Raw genomic sequence first — 22,943 nt, forward strand, 5'->3', positions numbered from 1 at the left:
TATCGTAATACACCCGAGTGATGGCTTTGTAAGGGGTTGGTCTATCATCAATTGTTCAGCAGTGTCTGCTAAAAGGTCTGGGTTTTTGTAATAAAACCCTTTTCCCTGTATTAATGCTACACTGGTTTGTCACCGCAATGATCCATGCCTGCCATGACCGACTAGCGTTTACCGCTAAGAATTTCTTTCAGTCCACTTCATATCTTTTATCCATCAATAAATGACGTAAGCATTTTAATATTACTTTAAACATCAGTTTGTCAGCGTTCTGATCGCGCGTTCATGAACTCAAACAGGTTTTATTTTTTTAAGGAAACAGTATGAGTCAATTAACTTTCGGCGTGATTGGTACATCTAGAAAAACAGATGAGCGACGTTACCCTATTCATCCAGAACACTTAGCGCGTATTCCTGAATACCTTCGTCACCGTTTAATCTTCGAAGAAGGCTATGGCGCAGCATTTAATATTTCTGATGATGAAATCGCTGCGCAAACAGGCGGTATTGCCACAAGGCATGACATTTTGGCCGACATTGGTGCCGTGATTATTGCCAAACCTGTCTTGGCTGATTTAGAAGAATTACGTGAAGGCGGTATTTTGTGGGGGTATGTTCATTGTGTTCAGCAACGTGAAATTACTCAAGCAGCATTAGATCGCAAACTCACTCTGATCGCTTTTGAAGATATGTTTGTCTGGTCACCATCAGGGCAAGTTGGTCGTCATACGTTTTATAAAAATAACGAGATGGCTGGCTATTGCGCGGTGATTCATGCCTTGCAGTTAAAGGGGATTGATGGTCATTATGGAAATCAACGTAAGGTCATTATTTTTAGTTTTGGCGCAGTAAGTCGTGGTGCGATTTATGCCCTAAAAGCCCATGGCTTTCGTGATATCACTATCTGTATTCAGCGGCCAGACCACGAAGTGCGAGAAGAGGTGCTTGATTGCCATTACGTAAAAATACGCGAGGGTAAAAAGGGGGAAGCCCGTATGGTTGTTGTCGAACACGATGGTATGGTTCGTCCTTTGACGGGGTTGATCAGTGAAACGGACATTATCGTGAATGGTACTTTCCAAGAAACGGATCATCCGACCAATTTTATTATCGAATCCGAAGCGGATTCATTGAAACCGAATTGTTTGATCATAGATGTGAGCTGCGATGAAGGCATGGGCTTTTTCTTTGCTAAGCCGACCAGCTTCCAAGAGCCAATGTTTCAGTACAACACTATCGACTATTATGCGGTCGATCATACGCCAAGCTACTTGTGGGAAAGCGCTACACGCTCAATTTCTGCCGCTTTGATTGTCTACTTAGAAAACGTCTTAGAAGGCCGTGAGCATTGGCAGCAAAACGAAACCATTCGCCGCGCGATAAACATCGATGAAGGCGTGATTAAAAATCCGTTGATCTTATCTTTCCAGCATCGAGAAACCACACCGCCTTATGCCGCTTTAATGGCTTAATAAAAACGATATTGGCTAACCTAGCGGGCTATTTTTCTTAGTCACGTTAGGTTTATGCCATGATATTTTGATCAACGGTTTACACTGTTTTTAACTAGTACTAGATGCGGAAACGATCTACTAATTTGCTTGTGTTGATAGATTTTCGGTCAATTTTCTGTGAAGAGCGCATAACTTGTGCGCCATCTTCTTAGTCTCTCTGGGTACGTTCTACATCGAGCAAAAATGAAAAGTATCTATATATGCCCCTGGAGTGATTGAGCTAAACCAACGGGGTTCTATTTAAAGTAGTCACATGTCTGAGTTGCTTGAACATATAATGTAACAAAGTGTTAATGTTTGTTATTATTTGAAATACTATTTTAATGCATAAACGCTATACGAAATGTCAGTGACCAAGGGGTAAAAGATGTTCATCGCTGTTTATGAGTTTGAAATCAAAGAAGGGACAGAAACGTCTTTTCGTGCTGCATGGCTTGAAGTTACGAAGGCTATTTATAAGAACTGTGGTAGCTTTGGCTCAAGGCTGCATACGTCCGATAAATCGAATGTTTTGGTGGGTTATGCGCAATGGCCCAGTCGAGAACAATGGGAACAAATTAGCGACCTTGATGACGAGAGTTACCAACGTGCCCGTAAAGAAATGCGTAATTGTTTAGTTAAGTCGAAAACGGTTTACGAGCTGGATGTATGTGAGGATTATTTGCAAACTTCTGCTGCATTAGAGTGATATCCAAAGTTTTATAAAATGGTCAGCTTTACATTTGTATTTAATCTAAAAGGATCTTTAGTTGGGGCAACTATACAATAAACTCTTTCATCCCGTGAAAGATGATACCTCTAATTGGACGCCTATTGGTCGTTATAATAAACGAGTGAAGAATCTCATCTTGTTTGGTGGTTATGCGACCGTTTTTTGCAGTCTTATTTGGGGCTTATATTATTTGAGCCGAGAAAACTGGCCACATTTCATTATTAATCTGATTTCTATCATTACCGGTATCACAATACTTTTGCTGGCCTATGGCAACCATTTACGCAGTGGTGCAATTATTATGTGTCATGCTCTGCTGTTTACAGTGGTGATGGCGTCTTTGAGTGATATCCCAATGAATGGCGTGCCTCGTTCTGTTCATATGAACCTGCTGCCAGTCATTGCCGCTACCTTTCTTATTTTCCATCGAGAAGGGTTTTATCTGCGTTTGATTTTACCGATTATTGGTCTGATTTTCTTTCTTGCTCTCGCTCTCAATGTGATGCCAATTCCCTCGACTGATTTGGCGGCTCCTGCTGAGGGGCGTTTAGTCGGTGTATGGATAAATCATATCACCGGAATTGTTGGTGTGAGTATTGTCATCGTTATGATGCAGTCGGATATGAATGCACGTAGCGCTTTGGAAAAGGATATGCGCCAAGCGATTGCCCGTGGTGAATACCGTTTTCACTATCAACCACAGATTGATGAATCGGGCCGTGTTTTTTCTGTAGAGGCGCTTTTGCGCTGGTACCATCCTTCTCGGGGGAGTGTCTCTCCGATGGAGTTTATTCCGTTAGCGGAGGAAACCGGGCTAATTATTCCTATTGGTGAATGGGGGTTGCGAACGGCTTGTGCACAGCTGGCAGAATGGGCGAAGTCTCCACAAACCGCTCACCTTATTATCGCGGTTAATGTTAGTGCCACGCAGTTTCGTCAGCCAGACTTCGTTCAGGAAGTGAAGAGTATTCTATTATTGAATGGTGCTGAGCCTTCAAGGCTGAAGTTGGAGCTGACTGAAACCGCATTGGCGGATGATATCGACGCTGTTGTGACAAAAATGCAGGCTTTGAAAGAGATAGGAGTTACTTGGTCATTAGATGACTTTGGGACAGGCTATTCTTCGCTAAGTTTACTTAAGCGTTTACCTTTGGATCAGCTGAAGATTGATAAGTCTTTTGTCAGCGATTTGTTGTCTGATGAACGTAGTGTTGCCATTATTAATACACTTGTTGATTTAAGCAAAACTTTGAATTTGACGGTGATTGCCGAAGGGGTTGAAGATGAAAAACAGCTCTCGGCGCTTAAATCAATAGGCTGCTTGTCCTATCAAGGGTATTTGTTTAGTCGTCCTTTACCTATCTCAGAACTAAACGATTTAATTATGAGTGAACATGCGGTGAGTCACACTCCTAACTCTTTAGAGTTGGTGTACTGACACATTTAGTGGTCACTGCCATCATTAAATAAATGGATAATTTATGCAGTACGTATTTGTGCTGCTTATTCCTTTAAATGAATCTTGTTTGCTGGCCTTTGCCCTTAAAAGAATGGACGAAAGCACGTGTCGAAAATACTTGTATAAGAAAATAAGTACTTAGAGTCACTATTGGTAGGTTTTAAAGAATGGTCGATTAGACGGATAAACTCCGCCTAATCTGTTTTATATCGATTTTTGTTAGCTATTTCTTATAGCCTAGCTTCTCAGAAATACTGCTCGCTGCTTCTTGTAGCAAGTTGACATACTGATCGAATTTTTCGCTAGAGTGGCGCAATGTCGGAAAGGACACGCTAAGCCCAGCTATAACATTGCCGAGTCTGTCATATATAGGAGCCGCGATGCAGCGCAATCCTTCTTCTTGTTCTTCATTATCGACGCCATAGCCCTGGCTTTTCACCTCTTTTAATTCTTCCAATAGTGAATCAACAGAGACGTGGGTCTTTGAGGTCGAAGGAATAAAGTCTACTTTTTCAAAAATTTGTCTAATGTCACTCTCTGAGCGTTCAGCTAAAAGCACTTTACCAATCGCCGTTGAATACAACGGATTGCGCCCACCGATACGTGATTGCATTCGCAGATTGTATTGCGCATCGACTTTGTAGATGTAGATAATACTATCGCCATCCCGAACACCTAAATGCAGTGCTTCTTTTGTCTTCTCGCCAATGCTTGCCATGTAAGGCTCGGTCAAAGACACTAGATCAACATACTCCAAAGCCTTTGAACTGACTTCAAATAACTTTAGTGTGAGCCAGTAACGGTCATCGTCGCCTTCTTGGGAAACAAACCCTAGCATCTTCATGGTTTGTAAGAAGCGATAGACTGTGCTCTTTGAGCTCATGACTATTTGTGATAACTCGGTGATGCCAAGCGATTTGTGTTCAGCTAAGGCTGTGATAATGGCGAACATTTTCATCACAGATGAAACTGGTTCAATTTGCAGGCCGTTTTCTTCGTTTTTCATAAATTTCATTTTTTTTGAAATGGGATTTTGTCTGTCAACTATATGACATTTTTATATCTAACAACACCCCATTCCATTTAAATGCACGTTAACGTGCAAGCCAACCGCCATCTACAGCTATGGTATAGCCATGAACATAACGAGAAGCTTCTGATGCTAAAAAGACGATTGGGCCAGCCATGTCGTCAGGTGTTCCCCAGCGAGCGGCAGGGATTCGGCCGAAAATTTCTTCAGATCTACTTTCATTGGCTCTTAGGGCTTCCGTATTATTAGTCGCCATGTAGCCCGGAGCAATGGCGTTTACATTAATGCCATGTTTTGCCCACTCGTTAGCGAGTGATTTTGTAACGCCCATAACCGCACTTTTCGATGCTGTGTATGAAGGGACTCGAATACCGCCTTGGTATGACAGCATAGAGGCGATGTTAATGATATTGCCTTGCGTACCTTGAGCAATGATTTGTTTGGCAAAGCCTTGAGACATAAAAAAGAGCGTTTTGATATTGAGATCCATGACCTCATCCCAGTCTTTTTCGGTAAAATCTATTGCATCGTTACGACGTATGATTCCAGCATTATTCACAAGAATGTCGACTTTTCCAAAAGTGGAAACAGCTTCTTTTAGAACATGATCAATGCTTTCCATTTTGCTCATGTCTGCATTCACGTTATGAAATTTTCGCCCTGTTTTTTTTATCAAATCAATTGTTTCTGCAGGGTTGCTTCGATTAACCCCAACGATGTCTGCGCCAGCATTTGCAAGTGCGAGCGCCATGCCTTGTCCAAGACCTGTATTGCATCCAGTGACAATGGCTACTTTACCTGTCAGATCGAACATAGTAATTCCTCTTTATTATAGTGACAGCTGTATGCATCACGGCTGTATGACGTATTGTAGAGCTATACTAGAAGAACAGAGCATAAATGACAATGTTGATTTTATTTTATTAAAACATCATTTCATTTTTATTTTACTTGCCTATGAAAAATATTGAATATTGTTTTTCTATTGGTATAGTTGGGTGGCGTGATATGAGCATATAAATCATGGCTGTTGCCTAACCAAAAAGCTGGAATGCAGTGGTTTTTGCATGAAGCGAGTGTCTTGCTTATTAATTCAGAACTGCGATACCGCAGCTTCTACAACAATAATCACTTAGAATTATTCAGACAAATTAGGAGAAGATGATGAAAATTGCACTAATGATGGAGAATAGCCAAGCGGGGAAAAACGCAACGATTTTGGAGCAACTCAATACAGCGGTAGAGCCATTTAATCATGATGTATTCAATGTCGGAATGGATGGCGAGAACGATCATCATCTGACTTATATCCACTTAGGCATCATGGCAAGTCTGTTGTTGAACTCAAAAGCGGTGGACTTTGTTGTTTCTGGCTGTGGCACAGGGCAGGGCGCTATGATGTCGCTTAATGCTCACCCTGGCGTAGTATGTGGTTACTGCTTAGAGCCATCTGACGCGTTTTTGTTTAATCAAATCAACAACGGTAATGCTATTGCTATGGCATTCGCTAAAGGGTTTGGTTGGGCTGCAGAACTGAATGCTCGCTATATCTTTGAAAAAGCCTTCTCAGGCCCTCGTGGTCAGGGCTATCCAGTAGAGAGAAGAGAGCCGCAAGTGAAAAATGCGGGTATTCTTAATCAAGTGAAAGCGGCGACAATGAAAGACAGCTATTTAGATGGGCTAAAAGCGATGGACCAAGAATTGGTTCGTACAGCCGTAGCAGGAAGTCGCTTCCAGCAATGTTTCTTTGATAATAACCAAGACCCAGAGATCGAAGCTTACGTACGTTCATTGATTTAATCTAAGCAGTATCCTTCATTCTTAAATAATAAAGGCGCTTCAGCATTGAAGCGCCTTTATTTTTTCGACTTTTTTCCAGCGATTCCTAATTGAGCTTTAAACCAACATCCTCATAGACCGAAGAATTTCGGTAAGAATAGCGTGATCACTGGCACATAAGAGATCAGCGCGAGCAAGCTAAATAGAACGAAGTAGAAAGGAGCAAGGGCGACGATGACTTTTTCGACTTTCACCTTGGCAACAGTGGCGCCAACGAACAAGCCAGTCCCGACAGGCGGAGTGATGGTACCGATGGCGAGGTTGAACACCATGACAACACCGAAGTGCACAGGGTCGTAGCCAACTTTCATGGCTATCGGAAGCAAGATCGGCGTGAAGATCAAAATCGCCGGCCCAATGTCCATAAAGCAACCAATAACCAGTAATAAAATATTGATGATCAGCATAACCATGATCGGATCGTTAGAAATTCCTAGAATCAAAGCCGATATCGCTGCAGGAATGCCAGTGAATGCCATGGCGAAGGATAAGGTGGCTGATGCCGCTAAGAGCAACATGATGGTGCCAGTAATGTGTGATGTTTCAATTAGGAACTTAGGCAAAGCACGAAGCGGTGTGGTCTTGTGAATGAAAAATGCCAAGATCATAGTGTAAATGACCGCAATCCCAGAGGCTTCTACTGGCGTCACTACGCCCATGACAATCCCACCAATAATAAAGACGATGAGAAATAAGCTAGGAATCGCATCAAGAGTGATCTTAACGGCTTCTTTAAACGGTACTCGATCCGATAAAGGGTATTTGCGTTTTTTGGCAATAATAATTGTGACCAACACTAATCCTAGAGCCCAAATAACACCAGCCACAGCACCGCCCAAGAACAAGGCCGCGACAGATGTCCCACCGGAAATTAACGAGTAAATGATAAAAGCCGTGGTTGGTGGCACCAACATGCCCGTTGGGGCCGAGGCAATATTTACAGCCGCAGCAAATGATCTGTCATAGCCTTCTTTGGCTTGAATCGGCACCATGACGCTACCAATAGATGTTGACGCCGCAATGGCAGAACCTGAAATACAGCCAAATAATACATTACCCGCGATGTTGGTTTGGGCTAAAGAACCAGGAATGCGTCCAGCGAGCAGTTTGGCGAAATTCACCAAACGAATAGCAATGCCGCCAGAGTTCATGATGACGCCAGAGAGAATGAAAAACGGTACGGCTAGTAGAGAAAAGCTATCTAAGCTTGCCACCATTTTTTGGGCGGAAGTAAAGAGCGCCATGTCCACAGGCACCATCATAGTGACAGCGGCTAGTGACGAAGCAACTAAGGAAATGGCCAGTGGTAACCCTAAAAGAGACAGGATAGAAAACGTAATAATGAGCACAAGGCTCGCTTCACCCGCCATGTTTATTCTCCCATGCTTAGTGGTTGATCGATATCAGAGTCAGTCTTGGTGTTCATTGGCTCTTTTAATACATCAATCAAATTCAAAATAGCGTACAAAATCAGCAATACTCCGCAGACGGGTAAAGCAGCGTAAAAACTCGACATCGGCATTTGCAGTACAGCGGTGAGTTGTTTAGATGCGATTTGCATGCTGTGCAACCCCCCCAGAATCAGTACATAGATGCTGAAAATAATAAAACTAATAGGAACTAACATCTTAAGGAGTTTTTGAAATCTACCGCGCGAAAGATCGCGCAGTAGATCAATGGCCATATGAGAACCACGGCCAGCAGAATAAGCAGCTCCTAATAGAGACAACCAAACCAATCCTAACCTTAGTAACTCTTCTGTGTAGGTCGAAGGGTCGTTGAATACATAGCGGCTGATCACCTGCCAGCTAAGTATCACGACCATACTAAGAAGTAAGAAGGAACACGTTGTCCCTAGACAGATGTCTAAGAAACGTCTTATTTTGGGCATTATTTTGACTCCGCTTGCTGGCGGATTGCCTGATAAACCTTATATTTTTCCGGATCTGATTTTAGCTCGTCATACATCGGCTGAACGGCTGCCTGGAACTCGCTGACATCTGGATAATAAAAGGTTACGCCAAATTGCTCTTCGCTCATGGTTTTCGCGTCGTTTACGGCTTTTGTCCATGCTTGCTTTTGAAACTCAGTAGACTCTTGTGCCGCTTCTTTAACCGCTTTGCGCTGATCTGGCGTCAAGCGATCCATGGTGGCTTTAGATATCAAAACGATATCAGGTACACGAGAATGCACATCGTAAGAGTAGTGCTTAGCCACTTCGGCATGACGAGCAATTGTTAGGGCAAACTCGTTATTCTCTGCACCATCTAGTACGCCTTGTTGAATCGACGAATAGACATCAGCTTGGCCCATAGCGATAGGTGAGCCACCCAGCATTTTGACCATCTTAATGGAGGTCGGGCTTTGCATTACGCGGATTTTAAGACCTTTTAGGTCATCCACATTGCGAATGATTTTTTCTGAGGTATAGAAGCTACGAGCACCACTGTCGTAATAGGTTAGTCCCAAAATGCCTTCGTCTTTTGATGACTCATAAATCGGTGTGGTGATTTTCGGGTTATCCATCACATTATAGAAATGCTCTTGGCTATCAAATAAGTATGGCATAGAGAAGACACCATACACAGGGGCGAAGCTTTCCATTAGGCCACCACTGACTTTGGTCATATCCAAAAGGCCTGCTTGTAGTAGTTCGACCATTTCTCGCTCGCCGCCAAGTTGGCTATCAGGAAAAAAGGTGACGGTCACATCGCCTTTTGTTTTCTGATCAACCAATTCGGCAAATTTCTTCATCGCTTCTACGGTTGGTGTCGCGTTGCTCGCGTAGCCAAAACGTAAGTTTTCCGCATAAGCGGATGCGGAGGCTAGCCCTAAGCTTATTAGGGTAAGTGCGGTAGTAAATAATTTGGTTTTCATTTTCTTATCCTTTTTATGTTTATTGTTGATCTAAGAAATTGATAGCTAGATTTCCAATTAATCTCAGCTAGATATAGCGACGTAGATACTCGCTAAGACATAAAATCGCCATGGCTTGTCCATAAGGCATCGAGGTGATTTTGATGTTTTTGTAATACTCTAAATCGTCACCCATAGCGGTCCCGAAAGAGGTGTTTTGCAGTTCGCCTTGTGCGTCAATGTTGCCATAGACCGCTTTGATGGCTTTTTCTGCAACAGGTAAGTAATCACTGGAGAGATAACGTTTGCGTACGGCTTTTAAAATGCCATAGGCAAATCCTGCGGAGGCAGAGGCTTCTAAATAAGTGCTGCTATCGTCTAGTAATGTGTGCCAAAGGCCGTCACTGTGTTGTAGTGCGCTGAGTGCTTTCACTTGGCGTTCTAAAGTAGACAATAAGAAACGGCGAATCGGATCGTTTTCGGCCAAATCCAATAGTTCAATGAATTCAGGAATCACAATGGTGACCCAGCTATTACCGCGGGCCCATAAAGCATCGGCAAAGTTGTGGTTACCTTCAAACGTCCAGCCGTGAAACCACAGGCCACTTTTTGAATCCATCAAGTATTGAATATGAGTTAAAAATTGGTATTTTGCTTCTTCCACATAATCGGGTTTATTAAGCAATTTACCTATCTTGGCGAGCGGTAAAACACTCATCATTAAGGTGTCGTCCCACATTTGGTTGTGGTTCACGCTGTTGTAAACGATATGTTGCAAACCGCCTTCTTGAACGCGCGGCATTTCGTACATCACCCATTCTGCCCATTCTTCCAGATAAGGAATCCAGGACTCTTTTGGTGTGCGTTCATGCAAACAGGCCAGCGTTAAAAAGGGCGCAACTGTATTGATGTTCTTGGTTGGCGTGCCTTCGCTGAGGCGTTCTTCAAACCAGTCGTGAATAATTTTTAGCGTGTCTGGGTTATTGGTTATTTGCCAATATTTAAACAAGCCATATAAGCCAATGCCATGGGTCCATTCCCAGCCAGCCCAACCTTTGGTGTCAATAACTCGACCATCCTCAAGGCGTAGCAAAAAATCGCCAGTAGTGTCTTCAATATTGATAAGGTTTTGAGTCAAAAGATCGATTGCTTCTACGGTTTGAGGCTTAGAAATAACGTACTTCTTTTGTCTTAGTAGTTCATGCATTTTTAATCCCTTTATTATTTTTGGATTGGCTTCATGTCTTGTTGACTATAAATGACAATATACCTATTTAAAACGAACGTCTAAAATTATGCTTTTGTCATTTATATTTTAATAAAACATCGTTTCTAAATTGAAAAAAACTAAAAAAATATAGCCTCTATGCAAGACTATATTTTCTCTTATGCTTTCTCGCTTGCTAGTTACACAATTCCCGACCCTGTTTTAGTCGGGTCTGCAGGTCGAGATTTAGCAACGGCAGCACGATAGCCACTTGCTCGGTAGCAGCCAACTGGATCAATGGCGCCACCTGTTTGTAAACGGGCCATTTGTAAGATAGGCTCAACATCCAAATTGTAGGCCTGCTTTAAGCTGGCCTGTGCCATCATTGGATCATTTGCTTCTTGATATTGAGCTAAGGCTTGGCGATCAACGAGTAAACTTTTCACGAAGGCGCGTTGTACTTCGGCCGCACTGTACATCAAACTTTCGACAGGATCAGTCACGTTGTGGGATTGATCCAGCATATAGAATGGGCTGTACGCAGGGTCTTGGCTGCGGATGTCTGTTAGCTCGTTGAATATCAAGAACAGCTGATAAGGATTGATAGAGCCGCTGTCTAAATCGTCATCACCGTATTTACTGTCGTTAAAGTGGAATCCGCCAAGCTTGCCGAATTGCGCAAGACGGCTAACGATCATTTCGATATTGACGTTAGGTGCATGATGCCCTAAATCGACTAGAGACAAACAACGTTCACCCGTTTCTTTGGCGGCAAGATAGCTGCTGCCCCAGTCCTGAATCACGGTCGAGTAGAATGCAGGTTCAAAGATTTTATGTTCCAACAGCATGTTCCAATCGTCTGGCAGGTTGTTGTAGACCTCTTTGATGCTTTCTAAATAATGCGTGAAGCTGTTTTTAAAGTGTTGTTGGCCGGGAAAATTTGAGCCATCACCTACCCAAACTGTTAATGCTTTAGAACCGAGCTTTTGGCCTAATTCCACCACGTCGATATTATGAGCAATGGCTTGCTCTCGCACAGCTTTGTTGGTGTGCGTCAAACTGCCGAATTTATAGGATTCTTCTTGGCCAATTTGGTCTTGGAAAGTGTTGGAGTTCATCGCGTCAAAATGCAGGCCGTATTGTTCGGCATACTGGCGAAGTTCGTTTGGATCGTTTGGACGATCCCAAGGGATATGTAGAGACACAGCTGGTGTCGCTTGTGATAACAATTGAATAACTGAACAGTCATCCAGCTTTTCAAAAATATTGCGTGGTTCGCCTAAGCCTGGGAAGCGAGCGAAACGGGTGCCACCTGTGCCAACACCCCAAGATGGAACAGCAACGGTAAACTGCTTAGCTTGCTCCAAAATAGTGTCGATTTTCACACCGGAGCGATCCAGTTTTTCCGCCAGCGCGTTGTAATCACTTGTGACGGCGGCTTCCTGCTTGGCGTTGTGTTCTTGCAGCAAGTTTTGATCAATGAGCTGTTTCATGGTGAATCCTTTTTTATTTTTTAGGGACTTTGCGCGAAGTCTCTAATATGCGCAAAGTCCTCGTTGCTCTTTTGAGACAAGGTTCTTTTCACTGAACTAGCGAGTAAAAGATGGCGCATGCCCCGCATCAACATTCAGAATATTCCCTGTCGATTTAGACGACGCGTCAGACGCAAAGAAGTAAATGGCCTCGGCAATGTCTTCAGGGAAAACATTCAGCTTCAGCATACTGCGTTGGCGATAATGTTCTTCTAAATCATCTGTAGACAGTTTGTATGCACTGGCTCTTTCTTCTTTCCATTTGCCGGTCCAAATTTTTGAACCACGTAAAACCGCATCTGGGTTTACCACGTTTGAGCGGATGCCAAGCGGCGCACCTTCCAAAGCAACACAGCGAGCAAGCTGAATCTCAGCGGCTTTTGCTACGCAATATGCGCTGGCGTTTGCACTGGCCACCAAGCCATTTTTACTGGCGATAAACACCATATTGCCGCCCATGTTCTGTTGTTTTAGCAGACTAAAGGCTTCACGAGCAACTAAGAAGTAACCAGTTGATAAGATGCTTTGGTTTTTATTCCAGAGAGCAAGAGTGGTTTCTTCTAATGGTGCAGAAGACGCGATGCCTGCGTTGGAGACAACAATATCCAAACCACCAAAGGCGACAGCGCAATGTTTCACTGCACGGATAACATCGTCTTCGTTAGTCACATCCATCTTGATGCTAGACGCGGAATCTTTACCAAACTCGCCGATGATATCTGCTTGTGCCGTTGTCAGAGCGTCTTCGTCTATGTCCATCAATACTATGTTGGCACCTTCTTTGGCTAGACGTTTTGCCGTCGCCAGACCAATGCCGCCAGCGGCACCTGTTACCAAGGCGATGTGGCCTGCTAAGGATTTTGGTTTTGGCATACGTTGCAGCTTGGCTTCTTCCAGTAGCCAATATTCGATGTCGAAGGCTTCTTGTTCTGGCAAACCAACGTATTCGCTCACGCTGTCTGCGCCACGCATGACATTAATGGCGTTAACGTAGAATTCCCCTGCGATACGAGCAGTGGCTTTGTCTTTGGCAAAAGACAGCATGCCGACACCAGGTATCAAGTAAATCACTGGGTTTGGATCGCGCATGGCTGGGCTGTTGTCGCGTTTACAACGGTTGTAGTAACCCGCGTAATCTTCACGGTAGTCAGCAAGGCTTTTGTCTAGCGATTCAATCACTTCATCCAGGTTGTCTTTCTGGGGATCATAAGCCACCACAAATGGACGAATTTTCGTGCGTAAAAAATGGTCTGGGCAAGACGTACCAAGCTTGGCAAGACGGTCTAAGTCTTTGGAATTGACAAACTGCAATACTTCTTCGGACGCATTGAAGTGACCAATTTGACGTTGTTTTTCACTGGTCTTTCCACGAATCAATGGCATCAGGCTTGAAACCACTTGTTGGCGTTTGTCTTCAGGCAGTGTTTTAAATCGCTCGCCCCCAAATGCGGCTTTGCCAGCGCTTTTTTGTTCTAGCCAAGTTTGCGCTTTGTTGATTATGTTTAGTGAGTTCAGGTAACAATCTTTGTTGCCATTGGACCAAGTGAATAGGCCGTGACTTTCTAGTACGACGCCTTTCAAGTGTGGGTTTTCGGTGGCGATTTTATGTAAGTCCATGCCTAACTGAAAACCCGGACGACGCCAAGGAAGCCAGCCAATTTCGCCATTAAAAATCTCTTCTGTTAGCTGCTTGCTATTTTTGCTTGCCGCAATAGCAATGACAGCATCTGGATGAAGGTGATCCACATGTAGGTAAGGCAAATAGGCGTGAAGAGGTGTATCGATACTGGCTGCGCGGGAGTTTAGGTTATAAGTACAGTGAGGCAGGTAGGCTACCATCTCATCTTCAAATTCTACGCCACGATAAAGTGGTAAAAGTTGGTTTAGCTTATCCATATAAAGTGTTGAAAAGCCGTCTAACCCCATAGAGCCAATGTCACCGCCAGAGCCTTTTACCCATAATACGGTGGTCTTTTCTCCAGTAAGTGTGTCGTTCATTTCGATTTTTGCTGAGGTGTTGCCGCCACCGTAGTTGGTCACGCGCATGTCAGAACCAAGCAAGTTTGATCGATATTGCAATAGTTCAGGTTCGCTTAGAAGAGCTGCTTCAGCATCGTTCCAAAGATTGGGGAGTAGATTAGTAGACATCGTTTAACCTCAAGTTTTGTCTTATTTAACGGCCTATAGCTCTGTTTTATGGCCATTTATCAAAGACTTAAATTTTATTTTTGTTATGAACAATCAGCGGGTTAGAATGATTGATAGATTTCATGTTAAAACAAAAATAATCATTTTCAAGCATTATTTATCTTTTTATGTGTTTTTGTGATTGATAGTGCTTGATAATGATTGAAAATTAATTATATTGATTATCGAGGATTGAATCGATGCACGAAATTGAAAGGCATAGAGTGATCTTGTCTGAAGTTGAAGCTCGACCGATTGTGACGGTAGCGCATTTAGCCGATGTGTTAGGTGCTTCAGAAGCAACGGTTCGAAGAGATATCAGCTTTTTAGACAAGCAAAAGAAACTGCGTCGGGTGCGAGGTGGGGCGGAAGCTATTAATCCTCCTTCTGATGTGAGTTTGTTGGGAAGGCCTTACTCAGTTAGTCAAACGATTAACATGGACATAAAACGTTGTATTGCAAAAGCGGCGGTAGATTTATTATCGGATAATATGTCGATAATGATCAGCGGCGGCACAACGACAGCGGCTATGTCTGAGTTTATGCGTGGCTTAAAGCTGCAAGTGCTGACCAATTCGTTTTCGATTGCTGATCAATTGATTAAAAAGAGTAAATGCAGCGTGACCGTGCCGAGCGGAAAGATCCATCGGGAACAGAACATTATTTTGAGTCCGTTCCCAGATGATATTTCTAACCACACGTACGCTGATGTTCTTTTTATTGGTGCATACGGCATTAATTCTCACGGTGTGATGGAGACAGATCCACAAATCGTACAAGCGGTAATGAAATTGATAAATCGAGCAGATCAGCGGGTGCTTTTGGTTGATAGTACAAAGTTTCAAAACCGATCAAGTATGATCATTTGTCCTCTTTCACAGATAGATATCGTCATCACGGACGATGGGATAGATAACAAGAGTAAAGAAGTGATCAAAGCGGCAGGGTGTCGATTGATCATAGTAGAACAACAAAAACAATAAACCGCGTCTCTGATCCGACAATTTCCTGTTGTGTGATGATGAGCGCGCTCTTGGAGATAATTATGAAAAACAAACTCATCACGGCATGTGTGTTGGCTTCTGCAACTTTATTTGCTTCTGCTACGTATGCGGCGGATCAGGTTCGGGTGGCGTTGTTAGTAAAAGCGTTAGGTATTGGCTTTTTTGAAGCGGCGTACCGCGGTGCAGAAGAAGCTAAGAAAGAGTTGGGAGATGTAGAAGTTATCTACACCGGGCCAACTTCAACGACAGCAGAAGGTCAGATTGAAATAATTAACTCGCTTATCGCGCAACGTGTTGATGCCATTGCCGTATCAGCAAACGATGCGGATGCCTTGGTTCCTTCCTTGAAAAAAGCCCAACAGCGTGGCATTAAAGTCATTTCTTGGGATTCTGGCGTAGGCAAAGAGGGACGCCAAATTCACTTAAACCCTTCCAGTAATAGCTTAATTGGCGAAATGAATGTGCAGCTTGCGGCTGACGCCATTAAAGCTAAAGGCAAGGAGTCTGGTACTTTTGCCATCTTGAGTGCAACGCCAACCTCCACCAACCAAAATATTTGGATTGGTGAAATGAAGAAATCCCTTAGTAAATTCCCTAATCTTAAACTTGTCGATACGGTTTACGGTGATGACTTAGCGGATAAGAGTTTCCGTGAAGCCACTGCCTTGATCAAAAATCACCCAGACCTAGATGTTATCGTGGCACCGACTACTGTCGGTATTTTGGCCGCAGCGCAAGCCGTTAGCGACTTAGGCTTAACAGGCAAAGTGTATGTGACAGGTTTGGGTCTTCCTTCTGAATTAGCAGGTCATGTGCACAGTGGTGCCATTCATAGCTTTGCTATCTGGAACCCAATCGATCTTGGTTATTCAGCAACCATGCTGGCGTACAACCTTGTGAAAGGTAAAGGTACGAAAACTGAGATTCCAATGGGTCGTATGGGCACGCTTGAAGTAGACAAAAATGGTGACGGCGCAATGGCGAAGCCTTTTATCTACGATGCTTCAAATGTTGATGAATTCTCTTCAATTTTCTAGTGGCTATTGACCCCCTCCCAGCCTCCCCCTTCGCAGGAGGAGGAGCTAAGAGCTTTTGTTTCCTCCCCTTATGAAGGGAGTGCTAGGTTGGGAGTTTTAGAACAGAGCCTTCCCAGCCTCCCCCTTCGCAGGGGGAGGAGCTAAGAGCTTTTGTTCCCTCCTCTTATGAAGGGGAGGGCTAGGGTGGGGTTTTACTTGTTCAATAATTTCATAATGAATAACAATAAGAGCAGCCGTTATGAACAATGCAATTTTTAGTCTAAAAAAGGTGAGTAAGGTTTTCCCCGGTGTGAAAGCGCTGGATGGTGTCGATCTTCACCTTTATCCTGGCCAAGTGACCGCTTTGATCGGTGAAAACGGCGCAGGTAAATCGACTCTAGTAAAAACCATGACTGGCATTTATCAGCCGGATGGTGGGGAGATTATTTTTAATGGCAAACCTGTGCAGTTTCACTCCCCTCATGATTCCCATGCTTTAGGCATCACAGCGATCCATCAAGAAACCGTGTTGTTTGATGATCTAACGGTGGCGGAAAACATCTTTTTGGGTAACTACCCAATGACCAAGCATTTTTCTATTGACTGGTCGACTATGGTGACACGTTCGCAAGAAATTTTATCCTCTATTAATGCTCAAATGGACCCCAATCAAATTTTACGCGAACTCAGTATTGGCCAAAAACACATGGTTGGTATTGCTCGTGCTTTATCTGTCGATGCCAAAGTGGTGATTTTAGATGAGCCAACAGCGGCGTTATCTCATCATGAAATTCATGAGCTTTATGAGCTGGTAAATACGTTAAGAGATCAGGGCAAGGCGATTCTTTTTATTACCCATAAGTTTGATGAAATTTTTACCTTGGCAGATCGCTATACCGTGTTCCGCGATGGTTGTTATGTGGGAGAAGGCTTCATCAAAGATACTAACGAAGCGCAGCTGGTGGAAATGATGGTGGCGCGCAGTATCGAAGCCACTTATCCGAAAAAAGACGTAGAAATTGGCGAAACACTTTTAGAAGTGAGTAACTTATGTCACACAACGGAATTTGCCGATATTAGTTTTAGTTTGAAAAAAGGCGAGATCCTTGGTGTTTATGGTCTGGTAGGTTCGGGCCGAACGGAAGTGATGCAAGCTTTGTTCGGCACCACGGATCATGTGACTGGAACAGTCAAAATGAATGGTAAAGAAGTGATTATTCACTCACCAAAAGAAGCTATCGATAACGGCATTGTGTATGTGCCAGAAGAGCGTCAGAAACAAGGCATAGTGCTTGAATTACCCATTTACCAGAACGTTAGTTTGCCGCAAATGGAGCGTTTGGCGAAGCATGGACAAATTGATGAAGAAGGGGAAATGGCACTGGCTCGCCAATACTGTGAGCGCTTGCAAGTCAAAGCCTCTTGTTGGGATGAGAAGGTGATGAATTTATCTGGAGGCAACCAGCAAAAAGTGGTTATCGCTAAGTGGCTCGCCACTAATCCTAAAGTCATTATCTTGGATGAGCCGACAAAAGGCATTGATATAGGCTCGAAAGCGGCGGTGCATGAGTTTATGTCTGAGCTGGTGGATTCAGGCTTGTCTGTCATTATGGTGTCGTCGGAGTTGCCAGAAATTCTTGGTATGTCAGATCGTATATTGGTGATGAACGAAGGTCTAATTGTCGGTGAGTTATCACGTGCTGACGCGACACCAGAGAAGGTGGTTTCTCTTGCCACGGGAGGAAGTGTCGCATGTTAAAACGTTTAATTTATTCCCGTGAAGGCGTGCTCAGTATCATTGTGCTGGCGATGTTTTTTGGTGTTGGCGTGATCAGTCCTGATTTTATTAGCCTCTCGAACAGTGTCAGTATTTTCAATGATACTTCGATTTTGATCATGCTGGCACTGGGACAGATGTTAGTCATCCTAACGCGTTGTATTGATTTGTCTGTGGCCGCTAATGTGGCGTTTACTGGCATGTTTGTCGCTATGGTGAATCAATATTTTCCAGAACTTCATATGTCACTTTTGATATTTTTATCGCTGTTTATTGGCGCTTTGTTGGGGGCGATTAATGGCTTATTTGTTTGGCTATTAAAAGTGCCTTCTATTGTTATTACTCTCGGCACCATGAGTATTTATCGCGGTGCGACGTTTTTATTATCAGACGGTGCATGGGTGAATTCTCATCAAATGAGCGAGTCTTTTATAGGCTTGCCCCGCTATGAAATTTTATCCATGCCCGTGCTTGGCTGGATGGCCATTGCCGCCATTATTCTATTTTTCTGGGCAATGAAATTCAGCGTATGGGGGCGTAATTTTTATTCGGCTGGTGGCAATCCAATGGCCGCTTTTTATTCCGGTGTGAACGTGGGTAAGGTGCAGTTTTATGCCTTTTTAGTGTCCGGTACCTTGTCCGGTTTGTGCGGGTATTTGTGGGTATCGCGTTTTGCAGTGGCCTATGTTGATGTAGCCAATGGCTTTGAACTGCAAGTGATTGCAGCCTGCGTAATCGGCGGCGTCAGTATCGTCGGAGGTTTGGGTACTGTGGTGGGCTGTGTGATTGGTGCTTTGTTTATTGGCGTGGTGAACAACGCTTTGCCGATTATTGGCGTATCGCCTTTTTGGCAAATGGCAATTTCAGGTTTGGTGATTATTATCGCCGTCATTGCTAATGCCACATCTGATAAAGACAAAGCGCGGATTATCTTACGTAATCCCAATGCAAATGACGAAATACGAGCTAATTAGAGGCGCATATGGATACAACAATAAAAAAATCAGCAACGCCGGATTCAATGTTTACTAGCAAACTACAGGGCTTGCTACGCTGGGAAAGTTTTTTGGTCTTAATCGTCTTTTTAGTCTGCGTGATGAATTCTTATCTATCACCTTACTTTTTAGACCCTTGGAATCTCTCGGATGCGACCTTTAACTTTACCGAAAAAGCCTTAATCGCTTTGCCAATGGCGATGCTGATTATCGCCAAAGAAATTGATATTTCTGTGGCGGCTATTATCTCGCTTTCCAGTACCTTGATGGGGTTAGTCGCACAAATGGGCGCACCCGTTTATGTCGTCGCATTTGTTGGTATTTTGGCGGGTGCGGCTTGTGGGTTGTTTAATGGCGTATTGGTGACGCGTTTCAAGATTCCCTCCATTGTAGTGACAATCGGTACCATGAGTTTATTTCGTGGTATTAGTTATATCTTGTTGGGTGACCAAGTAGTTCGTGATTATCCAGACGGTTTTGAGTTTTTTGGACAAGGTTACGTTTATTGGGTGTTCTCGTTTGAACTGGTGTTGTTTGCCTTCTTCGCTTTGGTCTTTTATTGGTTGCTGCATCGCACTACGTTTGGTCGTTACACGTATGCGATTGGTAATAACCCGACAGCGTCTTATTACTCAGGTATTAAGGTAGATAAACACCGTTTGATTCTTTTTACCTTGGTCGGTGTGATGTCCGGAGTGGCGTCTGTTTTGCTTACTTCACGTTTAGGTAGCACGCGCCCGAGTATTGCTATGGGTTGGGAGCTTAGCATTATCACCATGGTTGTGCTCGGTGGTGTGAGTATTCTTGGTGGCAGTGGAACCATTGCTGGCGTGGTGTTGGCGGTTATTTTAATGGGCTTGGTTACCTTTGGTATGGGCCTACTGAACATTCCTGGCATCGTCATGACGATTATTGTTGGTGTGATGTTAATTACGGTCGTGAGCTTACCAGTGCTGATTACTTTATATAAAAACAAAAAGGCAAAAGCGTTATGAGATACGCCTCAGTGATGTATTTACACAAAGGCTGTGAAGAAGAATACAAAAAACGTCATGATGAACTCTGGCCAGAGCTTGCTGAGCATCTTAAGCAACATGGCATTCGTAATTATTATATTCATCTTGATCGAAACGAAAACCGATTATATGCCACTTTTGATGCAGACGATCTGGATGCACAATCATTAGCTGATCATCCTGTTATGCAGCGCTGGTGGGAATACATGGCGGATATTATGGCAACTAAAACGCCATCGTTTGAGCCAGTCGCTGATGCTTTGGAAGAGGTATTTCGCTTTAATGTGTTGCAACCAGATAAAACACGTGTTGTCGCGGTTTTAGATATTGGGAAAACTAACATTAAAATTTGCCTGATGGATGGGCAAACAGGCGCGTTATTGCATATTGAAAAACGCGTTAATGGCGTCGTTGACGCTCCGCCATATCCTCATGTGGATGTGGATTCTATTTGGCGATGGATTAAAGACACGCTGGCGGATTTAGCACAGCGCTATTTTATTTCCAGCATTGCTATCACCACGCATGGCGCGACCATTGCTTGCATGAAGGGTGATCAACTGGCCTTGCCTATTCTAGATTATGAATACGATGGCGTGTCTGAGTGTAAAGACGAATACGATGCAGCACGTCCAGATTTTAGTGAGTCTTTTAGCCCGAGATTGCCCCAAGGCTTAAACCTTGGGGCGCAACTTTTTTGGCAGCAAAAGCGCTTTGCAGATGAGTTCGCAACAGTCGATTCATTACTTTTGTATCCGCAATATTGGGGCTATAAACTCAGTGGAAATAAAGCCGCTGAAGTCACCTCGTTGGGTTGTCATACCGATCTGTGGAATCCGACTAGCTGTCAGTTTTCTACTTTTTGCGAACAACAACAGTGGGCAGAGCGCTTTCCAGAAGTGATCGAAACTGGCGCGAAGCTTGGCACTATTTTGCCAGACTTAGCCAAAGAAACTGGCTTACCAGCGAGTTGCGTTATCTTCAACGGAATACATGACTCTAACGCTTCGTTGGTGCCTTATATTGGCCAGCCGATGGAAAAGCTCACTGTCGTGTCTAGCGGTACTTGGACGGTCATCGCCACTATTAACGGTAAGCTGGATGCGCTACAAGAAGACAAAGACATGCTCGCCAATGTGGACGCCCTTGGCCGTGCTACACCGACGATTCGCTTCATGGGCGGACGTGAGTGGGAGCAGCTGCGCAGTGATAGCAAAGCTAGCTTGAGTGACATAAGTTTTATCCTCGAACACGGCATTCTGGCGATTCCTGCCTTTGCCAAAGGCGGCGGGCCCTTTGCCCATTGTGAAGGGCGTATTGTTGATCGTGGTATTGCATTAACGCCTGCTCAGCAGTCTGCTTTAGCCGATGTGTATGTGGCCTTGATGACGGATTATTGCTTGGATCTAATGGACACCAGCAATACTGTGATTGTCGAAGGCGCGTTCAGCAATAACCTCAACTTTCTTACCTTATTGGCTTGCATGCGTAGCCAAAATGAAATCTACGCCTCTCGGGATGTTACCGGCACCTCCGGCGGTGCAGCCTTGCTGTCTAACAAGAGCCTAAAACTAAAAGGCCGGCTCAGCCTCGCTCTGTGCGACCCACAGATAAAACCGCTGCTTAATCTTTATCGTCAGCAATGGCGGGATTTAGTGGGGGAGTTGTAGCTTTGGCTGTATGATAAAAACCACGAACAACGCCTCATTCCGACACTGGCGCGAATACTTCGTGAGGCGCTGTTAGTGGTTATTTATAGCGCGGTAAAAAGATTTAGTGTCCAGCCTGATAGATAAAGCCCAAAACCAAAAATAGCATGGTTTATTAAGCTATGAATACGAGCTGAAGTTGGGTTTGGGGTGTGGGCGGCAGCAATACCTGCTCCCATTCCGGGTTGTAATATAAAAAAGGGCGCTACAACAGTGACAATGCCAATGGTGAGTGCTGGAATAATAGTTGGATAATTCATCCACTCAACTCCATATAGGCTTATGAGCAAAGCAGCGAATAAGATGCCTATTATGTAATGACTTATCCAACCTATGAGGTTTTCATTGGGTATTGCTTCTGATGCCGAGATAGATTCGTGATAGAAGTGTCCTTTTGTTGTATGGCCTATCCAACGTCCTACCATTCCATAATTAAGGGAAGGGATGCCGAGTAAATACTTACGCACTACTGCCCATATATCCATTATGACAGTGGCACCTATCCCTATAACCAAAACAAATAGTAATGTTTTCATATTGCTCTCCGGTGATTGTTCTTTAGTAAGTGTGATGCTAGCTTACAAGTTAAAGTCAACTTGAGGTCAAGAGGCAAAGAATGGATATTTCGGAAGTCGCAAAACGATCAGGTGTGCCAGCATCGACACTGCGTTTTTACGATGAGAAAGGTTTAATCACTTCTGTTGGTCGGAGAGGATTACGTCGAATTTTTAATGCCAATGTTTTAGAGCGGTTGGAATTGATCTCGTTAGGACGTGTTGCAGGTTTTTCACTAGACGAAATAGCCAGAATGTTTGGTGACAATGACTGCCCTGACATTAACCGACAGCTATTATTGGATAAGGCAGAAGAGCTAGATAAAACAATTCGGACATTGACTTCTATTCGAAACGGACTTCGGCACACGGCAGAATGCTCTGCACTGAGTCATTTAGAGTGTCCTAAATTTCGCCGTCTAATGGGACTGGCTGCATCGGGTGTTATTAAAGGAGTGAAAACAAAAGGCGTTGGATGAAGTAGGCGGCAGGTTCTCTCTCGAAACTGCCAGCCTGTTTAGTCTTTATACTTTGGAAGT

The 22,943-nt window shown here is 43.9% G+C and carries 20 protein-coding genes; 11 read left to right on the forward strand and 9 right to left on the reverse strand.

Translation table 11 applies throughout. The features are described from left to right. The first annotated feature begins 320 nt into the window (after nucleotides 1-320). The 3 genes from C1X04_RS02950 to C1X04_RS02960 all read left to right on the forward strand — a co-directional run bounded on the left by C1X04_RS02950 (nucleotide 321) and on the right by C1X04_RS02960 (nucleotide 3,661). Complete coding sequence (locus tag C1X04_RS02950; RefSeq protein WP_137169129.1) at nucleotides 321-1,469, forward strand: N(5)-(carboxyethyl)ornithine synthase; 1,149 nt, start codon at nucleotides 321-323, stop codon at nucleotides 1,467-1,469. Between the two features lie 409 nt (nucleotides 1,470-1,878). Then, nucleotides 1,879-2,199 (forward strand): antibiotic biosynthesis monooxygenase, encoded by a 321-nt coding sequence (locus C1X04_RS02955; protein WP_110575904.1) that lies wholly within the window; start codon nucleotides 1,879-1,881, stop codon nucleotides 2,197-2,199. A gap of 61 nt (nucleotides 2,200-2,260) precedes the next feature. Continuing rightward, complete coding sequence (locus tag C1X04_RS02960) at nucleotides 2,261-3,661, forward strand: bifunctional diguanylate cyclase/phosphodiesterase (RefSeq protein WP_110575902.1); 1,401 nt, start codon at nucleotides 2,261-2,263, stop codon at nucleotides 3,659-3,661. A 244-nt stretch (nucleotides 3,662-3,905) separates the two neighbouring features. Here C1X04_RS02960 and kdgR read toward each other — a convergent pair whose 3' ends face one another. After that, entirely contained in the window at nucleotides 3,906-4,688 is a 783-nt protein-coding gene (kdgR, locus tag C1X04_RS02965; RefSeq protein ID WP_110575900.1) for a DNA-binding transcriptional regulator KdgR, read from the reverse strand. An 88-nt stretch (nucleotides 4,689-4,776) separates the two neighbouring features. Further along, nucleotides 4,777-5,526 carry a 2-dehydro-3-deoxy-D-gluconate 5-dehydrogenase KduD gene (kduD, locus tag C1X04_RS02970; RefSeq protein ID WP_137169130.1) on the reverse strand — a complete coding sequence of 250 codons (750 nt, stop codon included), beginning with the start codon at nucleotides 5,524-5,526 and terminating at the stop codon, nucleotides 4,777-4,779. A gap of 350 nt (nucleotides 5,527-5,876) precedes the next feature. Between kduD and C1X04_RS02975 the strand changes: the two genes are divergently transcribed. Beyond that, nucleotides 5,877-6,512 carry an RpiB/LacA/LacB family sugar-phosphate isomerase gene (locus C1X04_RS02975; RefSeq protein ID WP_110575896.1) on the forward strand — a complete coding sequence of 212 codons (636 nt, stop codon included), beginning with the start codon at nucleotides 5,877-5,879 and terminating at the stop codon, nucleotides 6,510-6,512. A gap of 110 nt (nucleotides 6,513-6,622) precedes the next feature. On the opposite strand, the gene C1X04_RS02980 is transcribed toward C1X04_RS02975, so the two are convergent. From C1X04_RS02980 to C1X04_RS03005, 6 genes are all read right to left on the reverse strand, one after another. Continuing rightward, nucleotides 6,623-7,921 (reverse strand): TRAP transporter large permease, encoded by a 1,299-nt coding sequence (locus tag C1X04_RS02980; RefSeq protein WP_110575894.1) that lies wholly within the window; start codon nucleotides 7,919-7,921, stop codon nucleotides 6,623-6,625. 2 nt (nucleotides 7,922-7,923) lie between these two features. Continuing rightward, complete coding sequence (locus C1X04_RS02985; RefSeq protein ID WP_110575892.1) at nucleotides 7,924-8,442, reverse strand: TRAP transporter small permease; 519 nt, start codon at nucleotides 8,440-8,442, stop codon at nucleotides 7,924-7,926. After that, on the reverse strand, nucleotides 8,442-9,428 hold the full coding sequence (locus C1X04_RS02990; RefSeq protein WP_110575890.1) for a TRAP transporter substrate-binding protein: 987 nt from the start codon (nucleotides 9,426-9,428) through the stop codon (nucleotides 8,442-8,444). The genes C1X04_RS02985 and C1X04_RS02990 overlap by 1 nt, the downstream gene beginning before the upstream one ends. A gap of 67 nt (nucleotides 9,429-9,495) precedes the next feature. Next, nucleotides 9,496-10,614, reverse strand: a complete 1,119-nt coding sequence (locus tag C1X04_RS02995) for a glycoside hydrolase family 105 protein (protein ID WP_110575888.1) — start codon at nucleotides 10,612-10,614, stop codon at nucleotides 9,496-9,498. Nucleotides 10,615-10,814: 200 nt separating this feature from the next. Beyond that, nucleotides 10,815-12,107, reverse strand: a complete 1,293-nt coding sequence (gene rhaI, locus C1X04_RS03000; RefSeq protein ID WP_137169131.1) for an L-rhamnose catabolism isomerase — start codon at nucleotides 12,105-12,107, stop codon at nucleotides 10,815-10,817. 96 nt (nucleotides 12,108-12,203) lie between these two features. Continuing rightward, nucleotides 12,204-14,294, reverse strand: coding sequence for a bifunctional rhamnulose-1-phosphate aldolase/short-chain dehydrogenase (locus C1X04_RS03005; protein ID WP_137169132.1), 2,091 nt, complete (start codon nucleotides 14,292-14,294; stop codon nucleotides 12,204-12,206). Nucleotides 14,295-14,533: 239 nt separating this feature from the next. On the opposite strand from C1X04_RS03005, the gene C1X04_RS03010 reads away from it, so the two are divergent. From C1X04_RS03010 to C1X04_RS03035, 6 genes are all read left to right on the forward strand, one after another. Further along, entirely contained in the window at nucleotides 14,534-15,316 is a 783-nt protein-coding gene (locus tag C1X04_RS03010; protein ID WP_110575882.1) for a DeoR/GlpR family DNA-binding transcription regulator, read from the forward strand. A 62-nt stretch (nucleotides 15,317-15,378) separates the two neighbouring features. Then, nucleotides 15,379-16,374: a rhamnose ABC transporter substrate-binding protein gene (gene rhaS / locus C1X04_RS03015; RefSeq protein ID WP_110575879.1), complete on the forward strand. Its 996-nt coding sequence runs from the start codon at nucleotides 15,379-15,381 to the stop codon at nucleotides 16,372-16,374. A gap of 238 nt (nucleotides 16,375-16,612) precedes the next feature. Beyond that, nucleotides 16,613-18,112, forward strand: a complete 1,500-nt coding sequence (locus tag C1X04_RS03020) for a sugar ABC transporter ATP-binding protein (protein WP_137169133.1) — start codon at nucleotides 16,613-16,615, stop codon at nucleotides 18,110-18,112. Continuing rightward, on the forward strand, nucleotides 18,106-19,104 hold the full coding sequence (locus C1X04_RS03025; protein WP_110575875.1) for an ABC transporter permease: 999 nt from the start codon (nucleotides 18,106-18,108) through the stop codon (nucleotides 19,102-19,104). The genes C1X04_RS03020 and C1X04_RS03025 overlap by 7 nt, the downstream gene beginning before the upstream one ends. 8 nt (nucleotides 19,105-19,112) lie before the next feature. After that, on the forward strand, nucleotides 19,113-20,120 hold the full coding sequence (locus C1X04_RS03030) for an ABC transporter permease (RefSeq protein ID WP_137169134.1): 1,008 nt from the start codon (nucleotides 19,113-19,115) through the stop codon (nucleotides 20,118-20,120). Further along, nucleotides 20,117-21,811, forward strand: a complete 1,695-nt coding sequence (locus C1X04_RS03035; RefSeq protein ID WP_137169135.1) for an L-rhamnose mutarotase — start codon at nucleotides 20,117-20,119, stop codon at nucleotides 21,809-21,811. Before C1X04_RS03030 ends, C1X04_RS03035 begins: the two co-directional genes overlap by 4 nt. 83 nt (nucleotides 21,812-21,894) lie before the next feature. On the opposite strand, the gene C1X04_RS03040 is transcribed toward C1X04_RS03035, so the two are convergent. Beyond that, nucleotides 21,895-22,386, reverse strand: a complete 492-nt coding sequence (locus C1X04_RS03040; protein WP_137169136.1) for a DUF2938 domain-containing protein — start codon at nucleotides 22,384-22,386, stop codon at nucleotides 21,895-21,897. Nucleotides 22,387-22,466: 80 nt separating this feature from the next. On the opposite strand from C1X04_RS03040, the gene C1X04_RS03045 reads away from it, so the two are divergent. Continuing rightward, nucleotides 22,467-22,883, forward strand: coding sequence for a helix-turn-helix domain-containing protein (locus C1X04_RS03045; protein ID WP_137169137.1), 417 nt, complete (start codon nucleotides 22,467-22,469; stop codon nucleotides 22,881-22,883). The last annotated feature ends 60 nt before the right edge of the window (nucleotides 22,884-22,943 follow it).

Source organism: Marinomonas sp. FW-1 (genome assembly GCF_005222245.1).
Classification (GTDB): Bacteria; Pseudomonadota; Gammaproteobacteria; order Pseudomonadales; family Marinomonadaceae; genus Marinomonas; species Marinomonas alcarazii.

Coding starts and splice junctions, on each gene's coding strand:
- C1X04_RS02950 (WP_137169129.1), top strand. CDS start 321: ATGAGTCAATTAACTTTCGGCGTGATTGGTACATCTAGAAAAACAGAT.
- C1X04_RS02955 (WP_110575904.1), top strand. CDS start 1,879: ATGTTCATCGCTGTTTATGAGTTTGAAATCAAAGAAGGGACAGAAACG.
- kdgR (WP_110575900.1), bottom strand. CDS start 4,688: ATGAAAAACGAAGAAAACGGCCTGCAAATTGAACCAGTTTCATCTGTG.
- kduD (WP_137169130.1), bottom strand. CDS start 5,526: ATGTTCGATCTGACAGGTAAAGTAGCCATTGTCACTGGATGCAATACA.
- C1X04_RS02975 (WP_110575896.1), top strand. CDS start 5,877: ATGAAAATTGCACTAATGATGGAGAATAGCCAAGCGGGGAAAAACGCA.
- C1X04_RS02980 (WP_110575894.1), bottom strand. CDS start 7,921: ATGGCGGGTGAAGCGAGCCTTGTGCTCATTATTACGTTTTCTATCCTG.
- C1X04_RS02985 (WP_110575892.1), bottom strand. CDS start 8,442: ATGCCCAAAATAAGACGTTTCTTAGACATCTGTCTAGGGACAACGTGT.
- C1X04_RS02990 (WP_110575890.1), bottom strand. CDS start 9,428: ATGAAAACCAAATTATTTACTACCGCACTTACCCTAATAAGCTTAGGG.
- C1X04_RS02995 (WP_110575888.1), bottom strand. CDS start 10,614: ATGCATGAACTACTAAGACAAAAGAAGTACGTTATTTCTAAGCCTCAA.
- rhaI (WP_137169131.1), bottom strand. CDS start 12,107: ATGAAACAGCTCATTGATCAAAACTTGCTGCAAGAACACAACGCCAAG.
- C1X04_RS03005 (WP_137169132.1), bottom strand. CDS start 14,294: ATGTCTACTAATCTACTCCCCAATCTTTGGAACGATGCTGAAGCAGCT.
- C1X04_RS03010 (WP_110575882.1), top strand. CDS start 14,534: ATGCACGAAATTGAAAGGCATAGAGTGATCTTGTCTGAAGTTGAAGCT.
- rhaS (WP_110575879.1), top strand. CDS start 15,379: ATGAAAAACAAACTCATCACGGCATGTGTGTTGGCTTCTGCAACTTTA.
- C1X04_RS03020 (WP_137169133.1), top strand. CDS start 16,613: ATGAACAATGCAATTTTTAGTCTAAAAAAGGTGAGTAAGGTTTTCCCC.
- C1X04_RS03025 (WP_110575875.1), top strand. CDS start 18,106: ATGTTAAAACGTTTAATTTATTCCCGTGAAGGCGTGCTCAGTATCATT.
- C1X04_RS03030 (WP_137169134.1), top strand. CDS start 19,113: ATGGATACAACAATAAAAAAATCAGCAACGCCGGATTCAATGTTTACT.
- C1X04_RS03035 (WP_137169135.1), top strand. CDS start 20,117: ATGAGATACGCCTCAGTGATGTATTTACACAAAGGCTGTGAAGAAGAA.
- C1X04_RS03040 (WP_137169136.1), bottom strand. CDS start 22,386: ATGAAAACATTACTATTTGTTTTGGTTATAGGGATAGGTGCCACTGTC.
- C1X04_RS03045 (WP_137169137.1), top strand. CDS start 22,467: ATGGATATTTCGGAAGTCGCAAAACGATCAGGTGTGCCAGCATCGACA.